Source organism: Kiloniella sp. (assembly GCF_965205715.1).
Classification (GTDB): Bacteria; Pseudomonadota; Alphaproteobacteria; order Kiloniellales; family Kiloniellaceae; genus Kiloniella.
In genome coordinates this window covers 233,859-254,285 of the sequence record NZ_CBDBHW010000013.1, presented here as the reverse complement: position 1 = coordinate 254,285, position 20,427 = coordinate 233,859, and the positions used below count along the sequence as shown (strand labels likewise).

The 20,427-nt window shown below is 46.2% G+C and carries 18 protein-coding genes, 1 tRNA gene and 2 pseudogenes; 11 read left to right on the top strand and 10 right to left on the bottom strand.

The features are described from left to right. Together ACOGW3_RS12390 and ACOGW3_RS12385 are read right to left on the bottom strand one after the other, a co-directional pair. Complete coding sequence (locus tag ACOGW3_RS12390; RefSeq protein ID WP_419902480.1) at positions 1–1,620, bottom strand: IS481 family transposase; 1,620 nt, start codon at positions 1,618–1,620, stop codon at positions 1–3. 10 nt (positions 1,621–1,630) lie between these two features. Continuing rightward, positions 1,631–2,194, bottom strand: a complete 564-nt coding sequence (locus ACOGW3_RS12385; protein ID WP_419901194.1) for a recombinase family protein — start codon at positions 2,192–2,194, stop codon at positions 1,631–1,633. Between the two features lie 403 nt (positions 2,195–2,597). Here ACOGW3_RS12385 and ACOGW3_RS12380 point away from each other — a divergent pair. The 4 genes and pseudogenes from ACOGW3_RS12380 to ACOGW3_RS12365 form a co-directional block, all read left to right on the top strand. After that, a pseudogene (locus ACOGW3_RS12380) lies at positions 2,598–2,879 on the top strand (heme iron utilization protein); the annotation flags it as partial. Positions 2,880–2,924: 45 nt separating this feature from the next. Continuing rightward, complete coding sequence (locus ACOGW3_RS12375) at positions 2,925–3,179, top strand: DUF2470 domain-containing protein (protein ID WP_419904050.1); 255 nt, start codon at positions 2,925–2,927, stop codon at positions 3,177–3,179. A 101-nt stretch (positions 3,180–3,280) separates the two neighbouring features. Next, the gene (locus tag ACOGW3_RS12370) at positions 3,281–3,715 is read left to right on the top strand and encodes a hypothetical protein (protein WP_419903253.1); all 435 of its coding nucleotides are present in this window, start codon (positions 3,281–3,283) and stop codon (positions 3,713–3,715) included. A 170-nt stretch (positions 3,716–3,885) separates the two neighbouring features. Next, positions 3,886–4,659: an HAD-IIA family hydrolase gene (locus ACOGW3_RS12365; protein WP_419903252.1), complete on the top strand. Its 774-nt coding sequence runs from the start codon at positions 3,886–3,888 to the stop codon at positions 4,657–4,659. A gap of 86 nt (positions 4,660–4,745) precedes the next feature. Here ACOGW3_RS12365 and polA read toward each other — a convergent pair whose 3' ends face one another. Continuing rightward, positions 4,746–7,526: a DNA polymerase I gene (gene polA, locus ACOGW3_RS12360; protein ID WP_419903251.1), complete on the bottom strand. Its 2,781-nt coding sequence runs from the start codon at positions 7,524–7,526 to the stop codon at positions 4,746–4,748. Positions 7,527–7,749: 223 nt separating this feature from the next. Between polA and ACOGW3_RS12355 the strand changes: the two genes are divergently transcribed. After that, on the top strand, positions 7,750–9,072 hold the full coding sequence (locus tag ACOGW3_RS12355) for a molybdopterin-dependent oxidoreductase (protein ID WP_419903250.1): 1,323 nt from the start codon (positions 7,750–7,752) through the stop codon (positions 9,070–9,072). Positions 9,073–9,180: 108 nt separating this feature from the next. Beyond that, positions 9,181–9,531 (top strand): hypothetical protein, encoded by a 351-nt coding sequence (locus ACOGW3_RS12350; protein WP_419903249.1) that lies wholly within the window; start codon positions 9,181–9,183, stop codon positions 9,529–9,531. A gap of 69 nt (positions 9,532–9,600) precedes the next feature. On the opposite strand, the gene ACOGW3_RS12345 is transcribed toward ACOGW3_RS12350, so the two are convergent. From ACOGW3_RS12345 to ACOGW3_RS12330, 4 genes are all read right to left on the bottom strand, one after another. Then, complete coding sequence (locus tag ACOGW3_RS12345) at positions 9,601–10,374, bottom strand: hypothetical protein (RefSeq protein WP_419903248.1); 774 nt, start codon at positions 10,372–10,374, stop codon at positions 9,601–9,603. Between the two features lie 2 nt (positions 10,375–10,376). Continuing rightward, positions 10,377–10,907 (bottom strand): RNA polymerase sigma factor, encoded by a 531-nt coding sequence (locus ACOGW3_RS12340; protein ID WP_419903247.1) that lies wholly within the window; start codon positions 10,905–10,907, stop codon positions 10,377–10,379. Between the two features lie 163 nt (positions 10,908–11,070). After that, entirely contained in the window at positions 11,071–11,928 is an 858-nt protein-coding gene (locus ACOGW3_RS12335; RefSeq protein WP_419903246.1) for a DUF4344 domain-containing metallopeptidase, read from the bottom strand. A 181-nt stretch (positions 11,929–12,109) separates the two neighbouring features. Beyond that, positions 12,110–12,289 (bottom strand): zinc-finger domain-containing protein, encoded by a 180-nt coding sequence (locus ACOGW3_RS12330; RefSeq protein WP_419903245.1) that lies wholly within the window; start codon positions 12,287–12,289, stop codon positions 12,110–12,112. A gap of 283 nt (positions 12,290–12,572) precedes the next feature. On the opposite strand from ACOGW3_RS12330, the gene ACOGW3_RS12325 reads away from it, so the two are divergent. The 3 genes from ACOGW3_RS12325 (at position 12,573) to ACOGW3_RS12315 (ending at position 15,922) form a co-directional block, all read left to right on the top strand. Next, a complete protein-coding gene (locus tag ACOGW3_RS12325) occupies positions 12,573–13,520 on the top strand; it encodes an ABC transporter ATP-binding protein (RefSeq protein WP_419903244.1) in 948 nt (315 codons plus the stop codon). A gap of 86 nt (positions 13,521–13,606) precedes the next feature. Next, positions 13,607–14,650 (top strand): alpha/beta fold hydrolase, encoded by a 1,044-nt coding sequence (locus ACOGW3_RS12320; RefSeq protein WP_419903243.1) that lies wholly within the window; start codon positions 13,607–13,609, stop codon positions 14,648–14,650. A 60-nt stretch (positions 14,651–14,710) separates the two neighbouring features. After that, positions 14,711–15,922 carry a serine hydrolase domain-containing protein gene (locus tag ACOGW3_RS12315; RefSeq protein ID WP_419903242.1) on the top strand — a complete coding sequence of 404 codons (1,212 nt, stop codon included), beginning with the start codon at positions 14,711–14,713 and terminating at the stop codon, positions 15,920–15,922. A 15-nt stretch (positions 15,923–15,937) separates the two neighbouring features. On the opposite strand, the pseudogene ACOGW3_RS12310 reads toward ACOGW3_RS12315, so the two are convergent. Continuing rightward, positions 15,938–16,539 (bottom strand): annotated as a pseudogene (locus ACOGW3_RS12310) (septation protein A). Between the two features lie 442 nt (positions 16,540–16,981). Between ACOGW3_RS12310 and ACOGW3_RS12305 the strand changes: the two are divergent. After that, positions 16,982–17,058 (top strand) — tRNA-Arg (locus tag ACOGW3_RS12305). Between the two features lie 294 nt (positions 17,059–17,352). Here ACOGW3_RS12305 and ACOGW3_RS12300 read toward each other — a convergent pair. Then, a complete protein-coding gene (locus ACOGW3_RS12300) occupies positions 17,353–17,562 on the bottom strand; it encodes a hypothetical protein (RefSeq protein WP_419903241.1) in 210 nt (69 codons plus the stop codon). A gap of 183 nt (positions 17,563–17,745) precedes the next feature. Here ACOGW3_RS12300 and ACOGW3_RS12295 point away from each other — a divergent pair, with 183 nt between their 5' ends. Then, positions 17,746–19,821, top strand: a complete 2,076-nt coding sequence (locus ACOGW3_RS12295) for a hypothetical protein (RefSeq protein ID WP_419903240.1) — start codon at positions 17,746–17,748, stop codon at positions 19,819–19,821. Positions 19,822–20,099: 278 nt separating this feature from the next. Here the strand turns inward: ACOGW3_RS12295 and ACOGW3_RS12290 are convergent, their stop codons facing one another. Next, positions 20,100–20,363: a CocE/NonD family hydrolase gene (locus ACOGW3_RS12290; RefSeq protein ID WP_419903239.1), complete on the bottom strand. Its 264-nt coding sequence runs from the start codon at positions 20,361–20,363 to the stop codon at positions 20,100–20,102. Positions 20,364–20,427: the final 64 nt, after the last annotated feature.

The window sequence follows — 20,427 nt, the reverse complement described above, 5'->3', positions numbered from 1 at the left end:
TTAGTCTCCCTTTGCTCTGCGGATAAACCTCTTATAAACAAGGTCTTTAATCGTTTTCTTGTCTAAAGTATTCTCTAAAAGATCTGTAATGAATGTGAGGTCTTCTGGCGACAATTCAGCAAGTGGCTTTCCGAGTTGATCCGCAATCCCTCTACGAGCACTAAGTGTATTGGAGAACGTAATCTCCCCCCACGGATCCGGATCCTGAAATGTGATTTTAGGAAACTGGATAATCTCAGCAGGCAGGGTTTCCAGCTGTAATCCACTAAGGGCAGCTCTCGGGATCGTTATATTTTCAGCGAGAGAGGCGACAGTGTTTGCTCGTTTGTCCCGGGCAGAGCGGGCGTGCTTTCTGTAACGATGGAGAGGTATTGGACCTCCTGACGGTCGGTAGGGACCATAATGCTTCTCTTCCCATTCAACATAGAGCTCATGATCAAAAAGCCCCCACCAGAGAGTAACCTCTTCTCCTGAAAGGCCAGGGTCCACTTCATAGGAAGTACCTCTTATTGTTATGTGAGCATCAATCCCAACCTTCCGGTGTTCCGGCTCCCTGGCAAACACACAATAACGTTGCCAGGAACACATTTCCCGGATCCCGGTTTTTGGTAAATTTGAAAGCCAGTCTTCAATCCTGCTGTGAGGTTCCCGGCGATGATCCTTTTCATTATATCTCTTGATATAATTCACAAGCCAGAGGTTGGCCTCTGCCTCGGTTTCCGGCTTGTGAAAATGATATAAAGTTTCGTGGGCTTCCTTGACTGTCCTGAACGGACGCTCAACCTTGCCTTTTGAGCGGGCCGTTGTTCGTCGTCCGTCAGATCCAGCCGGTAGATGCGTTTTCCAGTCAACGCCCAACCGCTCCATCATGTTCTGGAAAACAAGGCTCTTTGCAACGGGACCATTATCCATGTAGATCATTTTTGGAATGCCTTGAAACGGCGTGTCTTCCTTTGGGGCCATGGCATTGTACAAAAACAGTAATGCTGTCTCAGCATCTTCGCCATATACACAGTGATATTCCTGATAGGCGACACCACTCCGGTCATCAACGACGCTGAATAGTAGAAGGGTTGGTTGTCCTTTGTCGGGATTAATCCACTCAGGTTGCTTGATATGTTTGAGATCAGAATAACTAATATCGAACTGCCAGAGTTCATTGGATTGTTTGGCTTCAAACCTGACAGCTGCAGGAGCACGGACCATTCTGGCATGGTCATAACCAAGTTCACTCATCCAACGATTTACAGTTGATTTCGTTAAGAGCCCTTTCTCAGTCTTAATATGTCCAGTTGGTGTTTCTACCCCAAATTTTTCCAGTATTTCAATAGCCCTGCCTGTCGAGATATGACGTCCCTGTTTATTACTTGTCCTAATCTTTAAGGCAGCGATAATCTCGCAGTACCGTAGTTTGTCAGCCTCATCTATTTTTCTCGTATGCCCTCTATCAGATCGACTTAGTCCTTTTGGTTGATTCAATGCCTTGAGCGCTCGATAAACTGTTACAGAACTAACATCAAATAACTTTGCAATTCGAGTAACCTCTTCTTGACGCTGCGGAGATCTTAATGGCAAAGACGCCAGCTTGGCTCGTAGAGACAATAAAGTTTCCGCTGGCAGAAGGGTTCCTTTACGGCCCATCGGAAAATTCCTCGACATAGGTGTAAAGCGTTTGTTTGGATATCCCCATTAGCTCACATATCTCTTTGACAGTGTGGTCTCGGGATTTGTAGAGACTGACGGCATGTTGGCGTTGCTTGGTCGCCAGCAATTTTGGACGACCACCCATTCGACCTCTTGCCCGGGCTGCCTGTAAACCTGCGTGCGTGCGTTCTCTGATCAGCGCTCGCTCAAATTGGGCAAGAGCGCCAAACATATGAAATACCAGTTCACCGCCGCTTGAATTGGTATCAATTGATTCTTGCAAGCTTTTGAGACCAATCCCGCGTTCACGGAGCTCTTCTGCACGAATGATAAGGTCTTTGAGAGTTCGCCCAAGACGATCAAGCCGCCAGACAACGAGAGTATCTCCATCACGGAGTTGTTTGAGTGCTTCCTTTAAACCTGGGCGATCAGCTTTGGCACCGCTTAAGGTGTCTTCAAAGAATTTTTCACAGCCACAGGCATGAAGAGCATCCCGTTGTAAATCAAGATTTTGATCATCGGTTGAAACGCGCGAATAGCCAACTAACATCAATATTGTCCGAGAAACCGTAAAAGAGGCTATTACTTATACATTGATTGCTAGTCTTAGTACATTGACTAAATTTTTGTGGATTATCAATAAAGGGGCCTGACCACCACTCAAGGGCTAGAAAACCTTCCTTTTCTTGACCATACAATATGTAGAACCAGGCACAAATGAAGTCATTAACAAGTCTAATAACGTGGTAGAAAAAATATGAAATTTGGGAAAAATTATAGTATCACTTAAAGTGGGCCGAACTTTATGATTTCAAGCTCAGTTTCATTTAATTCGGGTTCATTATCACTTAATTCGAGCCGAGACTAATTTATAGTTTCATTTAATTCGGGTCCAAATTTCCGATGATTTCAAGCCCAAGCCCGGATGATTTCAGGCCCTTACAGCTACCCCCTATATGCTCCTCTCTGATTTAGCAGACCACAGCCAAAATATAGCCGCTAATGCCAAGGCAGGTATGCTGTTCGATGGCACAGCTGGATATAGAGATCCCCTCGCTGGAGGAAGAGTTACCCTGGTTGGAACAATGAGCAAGGTAAGCGATGATCGTATATTACAGCGATTTCTTACGCGTCACCCCGCTTCTAAACTCTATGCTGGCTTCCAAGATTTTAGCCTCTATCGCTATAACATCGAGGCAGCCCATCTGATTGGTGGATTTGCCAAAGCCATCTGGGTCCCAGATACAGAGCTCAAACTAGACTGTGCTGATTATCTTGGCTTGCAAGACGCAGAACTATCTATCGTCGAACACATGAACAACGATCATATGGATGCCATAAACACCATAACTGAAAAGCTTTTAAGACTGGAGCCGGCCAAATGGCGGATGACCGGCATCGATCCTGAGGGTTGGGATCTCCATAACGGTCACGCGCACGCAAGGTGTAATTTCGATCAGTTGGTGTGCGATGCCAATGACGCCCGAAATGCTTTGGTATCCCAGACAAAAGCGGCAAGAGCGGCTTCTCTCTAAACAGAGATAACGCCCTGCTGTCAAAAATGTTACTGGTGCTTGATCACAAGAAAGGACATATGCTCCCTAGGAACACAGACTATGGGGAATTACAAATGTCTATGATCAAGAAAGTGCTGCCATATTTGCTGGCTATTTTTATGGCCTATGTATTTTTACGCTATTTACCTTTTAAGTTCGCAAAGGGAAGCCACCTCTTTCAAGTATTGGAAGATTGGAGCGGTCTTGCCTGGTTCGAACCCCATGGCCGGTATCTGACCGGCGGCGCGGAACTACTGGCTTGTATTCTGCTTTTTATCCCGCGGTTACAATCTTTGGGCGGGTTACTTTCTTTTGCCTTGATGTCAGGTGCAATTTTCTTCCATACCTTCACCCCCTTAGGGATTGATCCTTATAATGATGGTGGCCAACTCTTTATGCAGGCCGTTGGTGTATGGTTTTCTGGTCTTATCATTATGTACCTGCGTAAGGATGAATACGTACCCCTCTTGAAACATTTGGGAACCGACCCTAAATTTAGTAAAGAAATTATGTGATTCGATCTCCAAAATTGACCGCATAACCAATATTAAAAGCCCGACCGTAAGGTCGGGCTTTTTCATTTCGTAATAAGTCTGGTCGCAATAAGTCTGGCCCGTACGGGATATAATCTGTTAACTACACCACAATTTCAAAACCCAGTAGGTATTTTCCAGTAGGTATTTTAATGAACGATATTTCCGCTCTTCTTTTCGATCTCGATGGTACCGTCTATCGTGGGACAGACGCCATACCAGGGGCCAGCGATTTCATCGCGATACTCAAAGAACGTGGCATTCCTTTTCTTTTTGTTACCAACCGTGGTAACCGCCGCCCAGAAGAGGTCGCCGAACAACTTAACTCTATGGGAATTCCCTGTACTCAGGACGACGTCCTAACTTCAGCACAAGCCGTAGCAATGGAATTAGAAAAGGGAACCCGTGCCTATTGCCTAGGAGAAGAAGGTTTAACCTCTACCCTAGAGGAAGCTGGAATTGTAATTACTGATGGATCCCGCGATACCGATGCGGTTATCGTAAGTTATGATCGCGGCATTAACTACGAAAAGCTGGGCAAGGCTCTTCGTTTAATTGACGGTGGCGCGCGTTTTATTGCCACCAACACAGATCGCCTTATAACAGTTGAGGACGGTATTCTTCCCGAGGCTGGCCCCATAGTCGCGGCCGTTCAGGCGGCAACTGAAAAAGAGCCTGAAATTTTTGGTAAGCCAGAGAAACCGATCATGGATGCAGCCTTGAAACGCCTCGGAAAGGAAGCTTCCGAGTGTGCCATTATCGGTGACAACATTTTCACTGATATTCTTGCAGGCCACAAATCTGGTATGAAATCCATTCTTATACTTACCGGCGTTGCCAACCGAGAAGACGGAGAAAATGCCGAGTTTAAACCCACATGGATTACAGAAGATTATCAGGATTTAGAAAAATTGTTCTTTATCTAAAAGCTAAAAGTCTTGGATAAGTATTATCTTGAAAAAAACCGGGTTCGTAATGAACCCGGTTTTTTTGTTTCTTCTTTGCCACAGCGTTAGTGCGCTTCGCCCCAACTGCGACCAACTCCAGCGTCAGCCGTTAGGGGGATGGAGAGCTTAAGAACCGGATCACATGCTGTTTCCATCACATTACGAACAACAGCTGAAGTTTCTTCGACCTCCGCATCAGGTACTTCAAAAATAAGTTCATCATGAACTTGTAAGAGCATCTGTGCTTTGAGGTTTGCATTTTCAAGGGCACCAGGCATTCTGATCATCGCACGTTTGATGATATCAGCAGCCGTCCCCTGGATAGGGGCATTGATCGCCGCACGTTCACCAAAGTTCTTTCGCATCGGGTTCTTTTCGTTGATCGATGGCAGATGGATATGGCGACCAAAGAGGGTTTTCACAAAGCCATGTTCGTGAGCAAAAGCCTTGGTTTCTTCCATATAGCGCTTGATACCAGGGAAGCGGGCAAAATAAGCATCAATATAATCTTTGGCGTCTTTACGTGAAATACCCAGGCTTGCAGCCAAGCCAAAAGCTGACTGACCATAAATGATACCAAAATTGATTGCTTTGGCCTGTCGCCGGATCATCGGATCCATGCCTTCGATTGGCGTACCAAATACCTGATGAGCTGTTATGGCATGAATATCCTGCCCCTCAGTAAAGGCCTGCCGCAATGCATCTTCTTCGGCGATTTCGGCGATCAACCGTAATTCGACTTGGGAATAATCGACGGAAAGCAACTTGAAGCCATCTTCAGCGATAAAAGCATCTCTGATCTTGCGGCCCTCTTCAGTTCGCACAGGGATGTTCTGCAGATTTGGATCAGATGAAGACAAGCGCCCGGTTGAGGCAACCGCCTGAGCGTAGGATGTGTGCACCCTGCCAGTCTTTGAGTTGATCTGTTCTTGAAGTGCGTCTGTATAAGTGCTCTTCAACTTTGCCAATTGGCGCCATTCAAGAACCTTCGTTGGTAAAACATGACCTTCAGCGGCCAGTCCTTCAAGGATATCTGCTCCTGTGCTGTAAGAGCCACTCTTGCCTTTTTTACCACCAGGGATGCCCATTTTCTCAAACAGGACTTCACCCAATTGCTTTGGCGAACCAATGGTAAAGGGTTCTCCTGCGATCTCGTGAATTTCGCTTTGTAAATCAACAAGGCGTTGGGCAAAATTATTAGACAAACGGTGGAGAAAAGGACGATCAGCCTTGATACCGCGTTGTTCCATATCAGCCAGGACTTTGACCAACGGGCGTTCGATGGTCTCATAAACCGTGACCATTTTTTCAGGTACCAAACGTGGCTTCAGCGCTGCATGCAAACGATAGGTGATGAGAGCGTCTTCAGCGGCATAATCAAGTGCTTTATCCAGGGGAACCTTATCAAAAGTAACCTGCGATTTACCCGTACCCGCAACTTCCTTGAACTTGATTGTGGTATAATCAAGATGCAGCTCTGCAAGCTCGTCCATGCCATGACCATGCATACCACCTTCGAGGACATACGAAAGCAACATCGTGTCATCGATGGGCGAAACTGAAAGTCCTTCTTGGGCAAAAATGACAGAATCGTATTTAATATTCTGGCCAATTTTCAGAACCGATGGATCTTCTAATAATGGCTTTAAAAGCTCAAGCGCGCGTGCTTTAGGAATCTGTTTTGGACGATCTGCAGAACCCCCGAGGAGATCAAGCCCGCCGTCACTGTCTTCAGAAATGGCAATGTGATCCAGCGGAATGTAACAAGCCTTATTGCCACCTGTAGAAAGACTAACCCCGACGAGGTTTGCCTTCATCGCATCCAAAGACGTGGTTTCTGTATCTACTGCAACAGATCCATAGTGTTTGGCTTGGGCTATCCAACGGACCAGATCCTTTTCATCCTGAACCAATTCATATTCAGGATCAGCATTTGTCGCCTCGGAATCATTAGAAACTTCCAATGGCGCGTCACCAAAACGTTTCGACATCTTCGCCAGCAGGGATCTGAAGGCGTTGACCTCAAGGAAGGGACGCAAGACTTCCATCTCAGGTTCACGTGCCGCAAATCCTTCGAGAGGAACTTCAACCGGCACATCTTGCTTCAGCTCGACCAAGCGTTTGCTGATACGCGCTAGTTCAGCATTTTCCTGTAACTTTTCTCTACGCTTTGGCTGTTTAATTTCGCCTGCGCGTTCCAATAGGGCCTCAAGATCACCGTATTCATTGATCAACTGAGCCGCTGTTTTGATACCAATACCGGGAACACCCGGAACGTTATCGACGGAATCGCCAGCAAGAGCCTGAACGTCAATTACCCGATCCGGCTTCACACCAAATTTTTCAAAGACTTCATCCGGTCCAATGGTTTTATTCTTCATCGGATCCAACATGGAAATGCCGGGTTCGACCAACTGCATAAGATCTTTATCGGAAGAAACGATCGTAACTTCGATCCCTTGCTCTTTGGCTTGCCGAGCATAGGTTGCAATCAAATCGTCGGCCTCATAGCCCTTCATTTCAACCTGTGGCAGGTTCAAGGCATCAGTCGCTTCTCTAATCAGAGCAAACTGAGGCACGAGGTCTTCGGGTGCCTCCGGCCTATGAGCTTTATATTCCTCATAGAATTCATTTCGAAAACTTGCACGCCCGGCATCAAAGATAACCGCAATACCGTCGGCCTCCATGTCATCGCGTAACTTCAACAGCATATTGGTAAAGCCAAATACGGCATTTACCGGGGTGCCGTCGGGACGCCGCATGGGAGGAATACCAAAGAAAGCCCGGAAAATATAACCAGAGCCGTCGACGAGATAGAGATGCTTGTAAGGTGCGTTTTCAGTCATGCGGCACAGAATGCCGAAGCCGCTCTGTTAAGTCGAGGAAGAAGACGTAAATTTCACTGATTTTTTAAGAAATTTTGAGCGACGAAGATAAGCAGTCAATTAATTCCGACTATCCCTATCAACTTTTTTGCATCCCCGATGGAATAAAAAAGCCTGCCCACACGTTCATCTAACAATCACGATAAAAATAAGAATTCAAAAAAACTGACGACATGGGGAAAACATGACTGAAAAACCATCGAAGAATCAGACAAAATCATCTGGTATTCCAAAGCTATTTGACCTCTACAAATCTGATCCCGCGGCAGCGGATTACAAGATTTTTGGTCGGGTCCCTGATCAAAATCGCCGTGGCTTTCTAAAAGGAGCTGGCCTCGCCACCATGGGCGCTATGCTCGGTGCTGCAATTCCGTTCAGCAAGAACATGCCTTCAGGGCTTGTTCCTGTTGCCCTTGCGGACACCAGCGGACTCATCGAAGGCAAAGACGGCCTCACAGTTCTAAATGACCGCCCGGTTAATGCTGAAACGCCACCTCATTTACTTGACGATGCAATCACTCCAGTGAACCGTCATTTCATTCGTAACAATGGCATCCCACCGGAAGAAATGGATGCCGACACCTGGACCCTAACCATTGACGGCTTGGTCGACAAACCAATGAAGCTGTCGATCGCCGACCTCAAAAGCAAATTTGAAGTGGTCACCTTGTCCCTCGTCATAGAATGTGGCGGCAACGGGCGTTCTTATTTCAATCCACCGGCCAAAGGTAACCAGTGGTCTCTTGGCGCTGTAGCCTGTTCTGAGTGGACGGGTGTTCGCTTGAAAGATGTGCTTGAAGCCGCGGGTGTGAAAAGCAATGTAGTTTACACCGCTCATGAAGGTGCTGATTCTCACCTATCAGGTGATCCAGATAAACTCCCGATTTCTCGTGGCGTCCCAATCGCCAAAGCCATGGATCCAAACATCCTGATTGCCTTTGAGCAAAATGGTGAGCCGATCCACCCGATGAACGGTGCGCCATTGCGTCTGGTCGTTCCAGGCTGGCCTGGCTCTTGTTCGCAGAAATGGCTAACCCGGATCTGGTTGCGTGATCAGGTTCACGATGGTCCGAAAATGACAGGTAAAGCATACCGCGTTCCAAACCATCCGGTAGAAGCAGGCGAAAAGGTCGAGAAAAAAGACTTTGTCATCATTGAACGGATGCCGGTTAAGTCTCTTATTACCTTCCCTGAAACAGGTATTGAAACCGCAGATAAAGAGCTGACTGTTCGCGGTCATGCCTGGTCTGGAGATCGGGATATTACAACCCTTCAAGTCTCTATCGACTTTGGCGCGACTTGGGAAGAAGTCAAATTGGATAAAGCCGTTAATACTGGTGCCTGGCAAAACTGGTCGACCCAAATCTCCTTCCCACAAAGTGGTTATTACGAAATATGGGCTAAAGCCACGGATTCAGAAGGCGACAGCCAGCCTCACGCGATCAACTGGAACCCCAAAGGTTATCTGAACAACACGATGCACCGCATCGCTGTCAGAGTTTCCTAATAGGGGAAAAGATCCCTTACATTGATGCGTTACCCCTTGGAGGGCTATCATGTTCTCCAAGGGTGCCCATTTGTAACATGGGCAATTTAACACCACGGATAATTAATAATGAAAAGATCGTCACAGTTTGGCTGTGCCGCAGGCTCATTGCTGCTGGCACTCGCACTAACTTTTTCTTTGGCAACACATAGCTACGCCCAAGAAGCCGAAGAAGATGAAACCGAGGGCCTCGCCCCAGGTGCAGGACAAGAAGAAGTCCTGATATATTGTTCTGCCTGTCATTCTACACGGATCGTTCAGCAACAGGGCATGAACCGAGAGGGCTGGGATGAAACCCTTGAATGGATGGTAGAAGAGCAGGGTATGAGCGAAATAGATGAGCCGGACCTGTCGCTTATTCTGGATTATCTAGCAAAGCACTACAGCGAAGACCGTCCCAACTTTCCCAACAATAAATAAGCTTACCTAACATAAAAAAAGCTGGCCAGATTACCTCGGCCAGCTTTTTTTCGTCTTGTTGATTAAGAATCAAGCGCAGGATTTGGATACTTCATAAACCTGACGCATTACGTGTTGATCTTCTTTTGTAACCGGAAGGTTTCTTTCGCCATTAAGCTTGAGATAAGACGAAATCGAATGGAAGCGCTTTTCATCCATACCCGTTGCCAACAGGCCAAAACTAAAACGCGATCCATCCCAAAAATCCGAAACCACTTTACCCTGAAGTAATGCCGCTTCCTTTATCCCCTCGTTCCCCATTCCCTTAGGGGCAAGGAGGAAACTAACCCGACATCCCTGCAAACCACGATAGTGCATGACGATCCCGTCTTTTTCGCCAAACGGCTGAACAGTCAGATCGACCAGATAGAGCTTACTTCCGGTTAAATCGGGCGCCTGTAGTGATCCACTGACCGAAGCTGCTATCAATGGATTATGATTGAGATCCGTCACGACAAAGCTGCGTTCAGACAGGTTTTCATGCTTTTCCAACGCCCAATTCTGAAAAGATGATGGCGCGTAACCACCAAGTAACGACATGCCGATAAATACGATAAGCATAACTGCCATAACAGATACGCCGCCAACAACTTTCCATTTATGAACATCATAAGCCCAGCTCCGCCTTACAGGAGCAGGTTTATTTGCGAGAGCCTTTTTCAAAATGACCAAGCGGGCAATCTCGGACGTAATATTCGGATTGTCCTTACAGGCTTCCTTCACCCACGCTTCCTTTTCAGGCGTAAGTTCTCCGTCCACATAAGCATTTAATGTTTCCCAATCCGGGACTTCCTTATCGGACATAACTACTTGCTCTCCCGAGAAAACGGTACAATGTTGTCTTGTGTTGGCTCATCCAGCTTATTCAATAGCGCCTGTCTCCCACGGCTTATTCTACTCATTACGGTACCGGAAGAAATCTCCAGTAAATCCGCCACTTCCTGATAACGCATCCCCAAAATATCTATCAGTGCCAGTACTTCCCTATGATCCGCAGATAAGGTGTCATAGGCAGCTCTAATTGCCAGTATATCCTCAGGATCAAGGGCCTGTTCACCCGTCTCACTTACCCAACGTTTTTCTTGGGTAAAATATTCCCTGCGGACAGATTTTTTTCTTTGTTCGTCGAAAAAGTAATTACGGAGCACTCTAAATAACCAGGGTCGCAAATCATCTGCTGATTTCAGCCCCTTATCAGCTTCCAGTGCTCGTGCAATAGCTTCTTGGACAAGATCATCTGCCTGATCACGATCACCACAAAGGGCAACCGCGTAGGCCTTCAAGTCAGGGATAAGTTTTTCAATACGTCTGCGACTACCAAAAAAAGAACGTAGCACCAGTTATCCTGACCTTTTCAAGAACGGTATTTCCGTCTCTTTTCATATTGCACGTGATATTTCCAACGCCTTAAAGACGTATTTCGAAATACGGATGCATTATAACATTGATCTCTCAAGATTCAAAAAACTCGGAAGCATTTTCAAACCGGGGGATATTTCTCTAACTATCATTTTCCAAGAGTTGCTCATATACGTGGCTGTATTCCGCGATCTGCTCATCACAGAGAACAATCTCCAACGCCTGAGGATCCCAAAAAGCATTTGCCTGTCCACAGGATTTAAGTCGTAGGGTTATCTTTTTAGGAAGGTGGAACGATTCCTCTACAAAATCGACAAATTCATCGAGAATGCCGTGCACATGCAGCCACTGTCGGTATCCTTTATAACTTGGGTCCGGCGTATCTTCGATAACAACGATGCGTTTCACTCGGATGCGATCCCCGAGCCAGTGGGCATTGAGCACCTTGTACCAAGCGTCGGTTTTATATTGATAAAGTCCTTCACAATCTTCCGTTACCAGATCTTCCACCCCAAAATCTTGGGGCAAGTCTTGATAAAAATCCAGATCGGAGCCGTACACCATACAGAGGTGTTGAATAAAACGCTCTGAATCCAGGGAGTGTTCACTGATAATATCTGCGTCTTCCAGGTCTTCCTGTTCACTCATGGACAACCAGTAAAGGGCCGTTGAGAACAGATAATTATCCAGCTTGATTTCGCGATCAGGACTCAAATCACCCTGATTAAGCTCTTCAGTTAAAGCAATGATCGAGAATACATCAACAGCGTCTTCTTCACTGCCGAGGACAGGTAAATCATAAATTGAAACCAGGGCATGTCCGGTTTCGTGATAAAGGGTCAGAAGAATGTTTCCGGCGATAAATTCCTGGGCTGTTATCTCGCTCTCATCCTGAGCCGAAGCTGATGTAACACCCAAATGGGTCCGGACACTCCAATTAACCGGGACATCAAAACTGGATAGGCCGAACATAACACCTACGACAAAGAGATATTTCACGCCCCTTCGCCCAATATTTTTCAAAATTTCGGCCCTACACTTCATCACTGATACCTTAAATTTTACCTTCGATTACTTATACACCATGAGGTTAAAAAACAAAAAAGCCCCATACAGAATTGTATGAGGCTTTTTAAATACACGAATATAGTTTCATAGTGCCCAATTTGAGCAAACAGATTTAGTGCGCACCTGCGCCACTTGCCCCTTCTTTAAGAACAAAATGTTTACTGCAATAGGGGCAGGAAATCTCGTTCTTGCCTTCCATGTTGAGATAGACAAGGGGATGGCCGTTGGGGCCACTTCCGCCATCACAAGCTACAACAGTGGTTTCAACCTCTTCGGTTTCGTTTACGGCCATGACGCTTTCCTGACTTTTTACCCGGAAACAGTTGAATAACTTTTACAAGTTTCCCAAAGTTCCACTTTGTGGGTCTTTATTATTGAGACAATAGTCACTATGTAATGATGCTGAATTTCTTTTACCGTCCAGCCCGGAAATTTTCCAGCCCCTTTTTCTGGTATCTGGCTCATTTTTTGGCAAACTGAATAGTACTTATAAAATTATGCCTGACGACCACAGTTACGCCCCCGCTTCGCCCAGTAAAAAAACTGCCGCGCAAATGCAGAAGGATATCCCTGGCATGCCAGCTTACGCCGTTGAACTTGAAGGCCTGACCAAAGTTTACCAGGCAGCAGGAAATGCCAGTGAAAAACGGGCCCTCAGCTCTGTTGATCTTAAAATTCCCCGTGGAAGTATTTTTGGCCTACTTGGGCCTAACGGTGCCGGGAAATCCACCTTGATCAACATTCTCGCTGGTCTTGTAAACAAAACAAGTGGTTCAGCAAAGATCTGGGGCCACGACATAAAAGAAGAAATGCGCCCGGCGCGCATGTCTATCGGCGTTGTTCCACAAGAGCTGAACTTCGATCCCTTCTTCACCCCGCTAGAACTGCTGGAACTTCAAGCGGGTCTTTACGGTGTGCCAAAAAGCGAGCGCCGCAGCGAAGAGATTCTTGAGGTCATGGGGCTATCAGATAAAGCCAAGACCTATACCAGAAGTCTTTCCGGTGGCATGAAACGACGGCTTATGGTCGGTAAGGCCATGGTTCACAGTCCCCCTGTTCTGGTTCTCGATGAACCAACGGCAGGTGTCGACATTGAACTGCGGCAACAACTTTGGGCCTATGTTCGCGAACTCAACAAACGCGGCACCACTATTCTTCTGACCACGCACTACCTCGAAGAAGCAGAAGAACTCTGTGATGAAATCGCGATTATCAACCATGGCCAGGTCATTGCCTGCGACACCACCGAAGCACTGTTGGCACGGATTGAAAGCAAAACACTAACCTTGTCCCTGGCAGAGGACCTCGATCAGTTACCCAACAGCTTTACCCGCTTTCATGTTGAGCAGAAATCAGCACGCCAGCTCACTTTCACCTACAAATCTGATGATGGCCAGCTTGCTGAAATCCTGAGAGCCGCGAATGATGCAAAACTTTCGATTGCAGACATCACGACAGACCAGGGCGATCTTGAAGATATCTTCCTACAGTTAACCCGCGGCGCACACGACCAGGAAAAGTAAGAGTGAAGGCAAGAGTAATAACCGTATGGCTTGCCTCTCTGCGTTGAGAGCGTAATAATTACACCGGACAACATAAGGTTTTGTGAATGAAGATCTTTTCCGGTTTATTAGCACACAAATCTCGTCTGGCTTTGGTCTTAACCATTGCCTTACTAGGTTTTTTGGGAGCATGTGCGCCCCGTCTGGCCCCCCTTGGAGATCAAGTGGGTGCTGCCGCTCTTAGCGGCGATAGTCTTATTACAGACGACGGCCTTTCTCTTCCGTTGCGAAGTTGGCTGCCTGAAGGCAAACCGGAAATCATCCTTCTCGGGCTGCATGGATTTAATGACTATTCCAACGCCTTTGAAAGCTCAGGAAGTTTTTGGGCTAAATCTGGCATTGCAACCTACGCCTATGACCAACGCGGATTTGGCGCTGCGCCTCACCCTGGCCTGTGGGGCGGTCACGAGCAGATGACAGCGGATCTGCGTGCTGCGTTAAAGTTACTCCGAAACCGTCACCCCAACACGTCTCTTTATACCGTTGGTATCAGTATGGGCGGTGCTGTCGTTATGGCTGCCCTTCAAGAAGAACAACCCCTCGACACAGATGGCGTTATCCTCTCTGCCCCAGCGGTTTGGGCCAGACAAACCATGCCCTTTTATCAACGCGCTTCGCTTTGGCTGGTTGCGCATACCACACCCTGGGCCAGTTTTACCGGCAGTGGCCTCAAGATTCAGGCTTCTGACAACATCCCTATGTTGATAGGTCTGGGCAGAGACCCTCTCGTGATCAAAAGCACGCGGATCGACAGTGTTTACGGTCTCACCGATCTAATGGATGCAGCCTACGGCTCGTCCAAAAGCCTGACCCTTCCCTCCCTCTTACTCTATGGCGAGAAAGACGAAGTCGTCCCGTGGGAGCCGACACGAGACGTCTGGAAAAGCCTTCCCAATGGTATTGACGGCCCGCAACGCGCAGCACTTTACCAAAATGGCTGGCACATGCTGTTGCGTGATCTCCAGGCCGAAACTGTCCTCACCGATATTCAACAATGGGTCAGGGATACACAAGCGCCTCTACCTTCTGGTGCAGACAAAAATGCGCAACGCGCTTTAATAGATGAAGAAATTACTCAGGCGAAAAACTAACAACCCACTACTGGCAATATAATCCCGGACATAACATTCTGGTTTTAGGGGAACTTGAAGATGGAATTTCAAAACAATGCAGCACGGTTGGGTTTTGACGCAGACCGACTAGGTCGTATTGATCAATGGATGCAACGCTACGTGGATGAAAACAAATTCCCCGGGGCTTCAGTCATGATTGCGAAACGCGGCGAGATCGCACATTTTTCTACGGTTGGCCTGCGCTCTATCGAACAAAATACGCCCTACGAACGTGACACCATCGTGCGCATTTATTCCATGACCAAACCCATTACCACCCTGGCTTTGATGATGCTGATGGAGCGCGGACTATTTCATCTCGACACCACCATTGATCGCTTTCTTCCCGAATTCGCCACCTGCACGACCCTGGTTGAAGGTGCGACCTCCATTGAGCAAACGACCCCCTGCCCACCGCCGACCATTCACCAGATCCTGACCCACACCAGCGGGCTTAGTTATAGCTTTAATGAAGGCTTGCTCGCAGAGGCCTATGCCCGGCAGAAACTGGATTTTGGCCCGGGATCAGACACACTTGAACAGCGGGTGAAACGGCTCGCTCAGATTCCCTTGGCCTTTGCACCCGGTAGTCGTTGGGAATATTCCGTCGGTATCGATATTATCGGGCGCTTGATCGAGGTCCTATCGGGGCAACCTCTCGATCAATTCCTTCAAGAGCAGATATTTACCCCTCTGGTCATGACGGACACCGGTTTTACGGTCCCAGAAAACAAGCAATCACGCTTTGCAGGTTGTTACCTTTATACCAACGACAACCCCCTAACGCCAATGGACCCCGGTTTGTCGGATCGCTATCAACCTGGACAAAATACTATCTTTTCCGGGGGAGGCGGGCTTGTCTCCACCCTAGATGATTACCTGAAGTTTGCCGAGATGATCCGCCTCGGCGGCACATTAAACGGCCACAAGCTGGTTTCTTCCAAAACGGTTGATTTCATGCGCAGCAATCACCTGCCAGGCGACATCGCCTCCATGGGGCCAAGCTCGTTTGCTGAAACCCCTATGGATGGCGTGGGCTTTGGCCTGGGTGGCTCCGTGGTCCTTGACCCAGCACGACAGCGCACCCCGGGCTCCATCGGTGATTTTGGTTGGGGCGGAATGGCCAGTACCTTCTGGTGGATGGATCCGGTGAAACAGATGAACGTAATCTTCTTCACCCAACTCGTACCATCGAGCACCTATTCAAACCGACCAGAGCTCAAAGCCCTGGTACATGCAGCCCTACTTTAACAAATCAGGAGAGGGTTAGCCTTTAACCTGATCGGTGTCTTCTTCTTGCAGATGATATTTTTGAATAATGGGGTACTGGCTGAAGATAAACAGCACCATCAGCCCCATGGAGCCGAATACTTTAAAGTTCACCCAGAAGTCATTGGACTGGGTCCGCCAAACGATCTCGTTGAGAACCGCCATAACAATAAAATACAGCCCAAAACGGAAGGTCAGAATATTCCACCCCTCGTCTGTCATGTTCCAGGATTTTGCATTAGCGGTTTGATCAAAGGGCGCTTAAAGATAAACAGGCCACCCAGTAAAATAATGGCAAAGGCCACCTGAACGATCGTCGGCTTCATCTTGTAAAAGCTCTCGTCGTCAAAATAGACCGTCAACCCGCCAAAAACCATCACAACAATCGCCGTGAACAAGGGAACCTTAGGTACTTTCCCATCATAAAAAAGCGAAAAGCCAATACCGATAATCGTCGCCACCATCAGGGCCGCCGTCGCCGCAATAAACGATTTGGTCTCGAGCAGTAGTTCTATTGGGTAAGCTTCGACGAACCTGTCATAGCCATAGTAAATCGCGAAAAAAACAGCAATAGGACCATATTCGATCGCGGGTCCCATCCAACTCGGTTTTTGACGTGACATACTTTAACTCCCTTGAGTTCCCAGCCCTTAAATGAGCTGAAAACAGATTAACGCAACAATTGCCTGGACAATCCCAAGCCACTTCATACAAAACGTGCCGGATAACAAGCCACAAAGAACACCCGGTGTTCAAGGAAAAAGCGCCAATTGCCCCAGGGAAACATATACAGCAACTGATATACGGGCGCTATTCCTACCATATTCGCAGCAACAGTTGCTATATAGTGTGACACCCGGAAATACCAAGGTAATACCCCAATATTACCGGACAACATTATAACAAGTGAATGAAATTTCCGTAACTTTGGCATTGATTCCATGCCTCAATGGGCCGCTCAAGAGAAATGCGCCAAGGTCATTTTGCCTCTTTACCTGCGCCAAGGCTTACAGTAATGTCCGCCCATTGACCGCTCTTTGTGCACCCGTAGCTCAGCTGGATAGAGCGCTGCCCTCCGAAGGCAGAGGTCTCGCGTTCGAATCGCGACGGGTGCACCATTATTTTCAAGAAGATAGAGCGCAGATCACCAAAAAAAATCTACCATCAGTGCGACTTAAATACCGACAAAACCTAATATTGACTGCAAGAATTAATGATAATAGCGGAACATATCCGCACAGACAAATCTTATAAAAACTACAGGAATTGTAATACAAGCACTAATATCGCTGCGTTTAGGCAGCGTTGACACTCTAAGAATTAGTCAAAACATTTACCTGTTCCATAACGAGTTCAACCCCATTTGTTACAATGTTCGATTGATACTTATATCAGCGCAAGATTTTAGAAATCTAGTTGCACCGTTTAGTCCTTAAACTGGCTTCTTCCAGCCAGTCCACCGTTGTAATGGCTGGAAGGTTATTCGTAATTTCCACCACGACTTCCTTCAATAAATCATCATCAAGCTCATGTTTCATGGCCACCGAATATGTCACTGGTGCTCTTCTCTCGCATGTAGATGATTTAACATATTTATCCTCTTGCTGGCCAAATTCCCCCATAATTCAACTACTGAGGTAATTGCCTACGTTGGGCATAAATTGATGACCTCCCTCACTTAAAGAAAGATTAATAATAAGTAGCTGTCTGAATACACCCTGAACGCGTTACTATAAAATTATTGATAAAAATCAATTAATGAGGGTATAATTTTACAAAATGAACCTATTGGGGAGGGGACGGAGGTGGGAAGTTTTACTAGGCGAGTTTGGAGCACTCTAGCTACATCTTTTTTCATAATTACGTTAAGTAGCTGTAATACAGTTGTTTTTGAATATGCCGAACCAATAATCAATGACAACACGAAGCTATCTGTCCAGAATTCAACCGATGGCAAAACAGCCTTTCTTCAAAATGCAAATGATGGTGAAGGCTATTACTCCTTAAAAATGCGGTTTTTACCCGTTAACCATCCCGAGTTACCAACCTACATTAACTCTCTTGCTACAAATCCCATATCACCTTCCAAATCATGTAAGAGAAAAGTCAAAGATCTGGAACAAAAAAAAATTTCTGGGTTTGCAGGTATTTATGTTGGCGATCCAATTTCTAAAGAGGACCTTATTAATAATGCCAACATACGGAGTCGTGTAAAGTTAGGACATTACTTCGTAATGATAGACCCAGAAAAGGGCTCCGGCATCCACTGTTACGTTGATGAACAAAATTACCAATTGACGCGCCACCAGCCATGGGATCTAGATGCTATCCCAGTAAATGTCATTTGGTTCAATGGTAAAAAAATTGAAAGTGGCATTGATGACATCAGTGATAATCTCGGTGATTTATTCAAACATGCGCCTCTTGATCATGTATTCGATCTAGCTGAACTTACAGCGGTGGATGGTAGTCTCAAACGCATCGGCGAACTTGTTGATAATTATCTGAGCGATGCGGAGATTAGCATTAAGCCCCAAAGTTTTCAGATAAACACTAAAAACAAAAATTGGGATCAAAAAACTCGTCGTTATTTCGAACTAAACTATCTCATCAGGAATACAGATAACAAGATCGTCGGCACAAAAAGGACGGTCGGATTTGTCGAATTACAATTCGAGGTGACACCATCTGTCTTTGGTAAACCCAAAAAACCAAAAGGTTATCCAAATTTTTCCACACTGAAATTGGATGACCTTCCCAAAACCGAAGTCAAGATAGACAACGCCTCGGTGAGTCTTGAAGAACTTGTATTAAAGCACAAGAATGGACTAGCACACTATAAAACTAAAGGCGCTAGCAATACTTTCCACACAAAGTGTTCTGTTGTGGAATCCAGGTTGAAGCATAAATTCAAACTTGCGAAGATTGATAGAGCCACTGTTCTCTCTGTATTTGCGGAACAGAGTTATCCTGCTGTTTTCAGGAAATCCATCAATTTCCCATCGCTATTGGGATTGCCAAAACCACTGGAACTGACCAACGATGAACCACGCGAAGAACAGTTGGATGAGCAAGCTAGGCGAAAAGAAATCGTTGCAAAAAGATTAGCTGAAATAAATATACTTCACGCTTATTACGCACAAACATGCTTAACAGACTACTTATCTTTGATGAAAGAACTGTATCTTGCAACTGGTGTAAACTATTCTACTCTTTCTCAACGAAAAGATACCATTGAGAAAAAACTAAAAGAGTTTAAATTTGATTTTCCTCCCCTCACAGATTCTCAGAAAATAACACAGATCGGGAATCGATTTACTCGAACTTTCCAGATCAGTCCTTCGGATCGAGCTATTAAGGATTTTAATTGGATCAGTGATAGTATCGAATTTCGTGTTTTATCGAAACGACCTAAATCTATGAATGATCTTGGCTCGGGCAAAACACTAAGCAGGGAAAAATTTGTCGACAGCGCTTCTTCCTTAGTGGGTCAATTTGGATGTTTCCTTAACGTTAAAATTAAGGATCAGGATAGCGATGGATTTTCAAGGTCTGACAAATATTTCGGCTGGTCAAATTTCAATATGGTGGGGATTTATGATGATCTAATTAGCACCGAACCGGGTACAGAAATTGGACTTACTGGGTTCGCCATGGTCCTATTACGATTTGAGAATTCGTTTGGCAATGACCTGCCAAAGGTAACTGGTGTATACTTTTTAGATCCCTTAGAAAAACACGTCCAGTTAATTAAAAAGGAAGTAAAATCACGACCCTGCCGTCGGCAACCCTCAACCACCGCAGCGGAACATGATAGTGGGGGAATTCTCGCTCGCCTAGGAGGTCTGATGAAAATCGATACGACATTGGCTAGTAATTAATACTAGGACAATCTGCAGTATCACCCATCAAACCATTAGCTAATTGATTACTTTCTTTTCACGCAAAGGAACAAATTGAATAAAGATAAATCGTCTTATGTTCCTAGAAAATATCTACAATTATTTTTACGAACATAAGACGATTTAGTCATGTAAATTTCTCAAACAAAAATCACTTACGTCAATCAAATGAACGGTATGGTTCCTGATGACATTGCAAACATAGTCCTCGTCCAATGCGCCGCCACAGATCAAAACAAAGCTTAAATTGGCTCTATTTACGGGATAAACGGCAACACGATATGTGAGGGGAACTGCTTGGAGTGGTGGATAATCTGATGCGCAATTTTTGTTTCTACAGCTGTTGGCGATAAATCACCCGTATTGAGATTTCTGTCGTACCGCGGGAAATTACTGCTGGATACTTCTATACGAATTTGATGGCCTTTTCGGAAAACGTTACTAGTCGGCCAAAGTTCAATTTCTATTTTTGTGGGTTGGTTTTGTTCAGGATAGCTGCGGCGTAAAATCCCATCCGACAAGTTAAATGACCCCCGGCAAAGCCGGGGGCTTAAGCGGGTGAGCCCCTTAAAGGGGCAAATTGGG

Bases quoted from the DNA above. Each gene is read 5' to 3' on its own strand.
- ACOGW3_RS12385 (WP_419901194.1), bottom strand. From the start codon at position 2,194: ATGTTAGTTGGCTATTCGCGCGTTTCAACCGATGATCAAAATCTTGAT.
- ACOGW3_RS12370 (WP_419903253.1), top strand. From the start codon at position 3,281: ATGATCAAGAAAGTGCTGCCATATTTGCTGGCTATTTTTATGGCCTAT.
- ACOGW3_RS12365 (WP_419903252.1), top strand. From the start codon at position 3,886: ATGAACGATATTTCCGCTCTTCTTTTCGATCTCGATGGTACCGTCTAT.
- polA (WP_419903251.1), bottom strand. From the start codon at position 7,526: ATGACTGAAAACGCACCTTACAAGCATCTCTATCTCGTCGACGGCTCT.
- ACOGW3_RS12355 (WP_419903250.1), top strand. From the start codon at position 7,750: ATGACTGAAAAACCATCGAAGAATCAGACAAAATCATCTGGTATTCCA.
- ACOGW3_RS12350 (WP_419903249.1), top strand. From the start codon at position 9,181: ATGAAAAGATCGTCACAGTTTGGCTGTGCCGCAGGCTCATTGCTGCTG.
- ACOGW3_RS12345 (WP_419903248.1), bottom strand. From the start codon at position 10,374: ATGTCCGATAAGGAAGTCCCGGATTGGGAAACATTAAATGCTTATGTG.
- ACOGW3_RS12330 (WP_419903245.1), bottom strand. From the start codon at position 12,289: ATGGCCGTAAACGAAACCGAAGAGGTTGAAACCACTGTTGTAGCTTGT.
- ACOGW3_RS12325 (WP_419903244.1), top strand. From the start codon at position 12,573: ATGCCAGCTTACGCCGTTGAACTTGAAGGCCTGACCAAAGTTTACCAG.
- ACOGW3_RS12320 (WP_419903243.1), top strand. From the start codon at position 13,607: ATGAAGATCTTTTCCGGTTTATTAGCACACAAATCTCGTCTGGCTTTG.
- ACOGW3_RS12315 (WP_419903242.1), top strand. From the start codon at position 14,711: ATGGAATTTCAAAACAATGCAGCACGGTTGGGTTTTGACGCAGACCGA.
- ACOGW3_RS12300 (WP_419903241.1), bottom strand. From the start codon at position 17,562: ATGGGGGAATTTGGCCAGCAAGAGGATAAATATGTTAAATCATCTACA.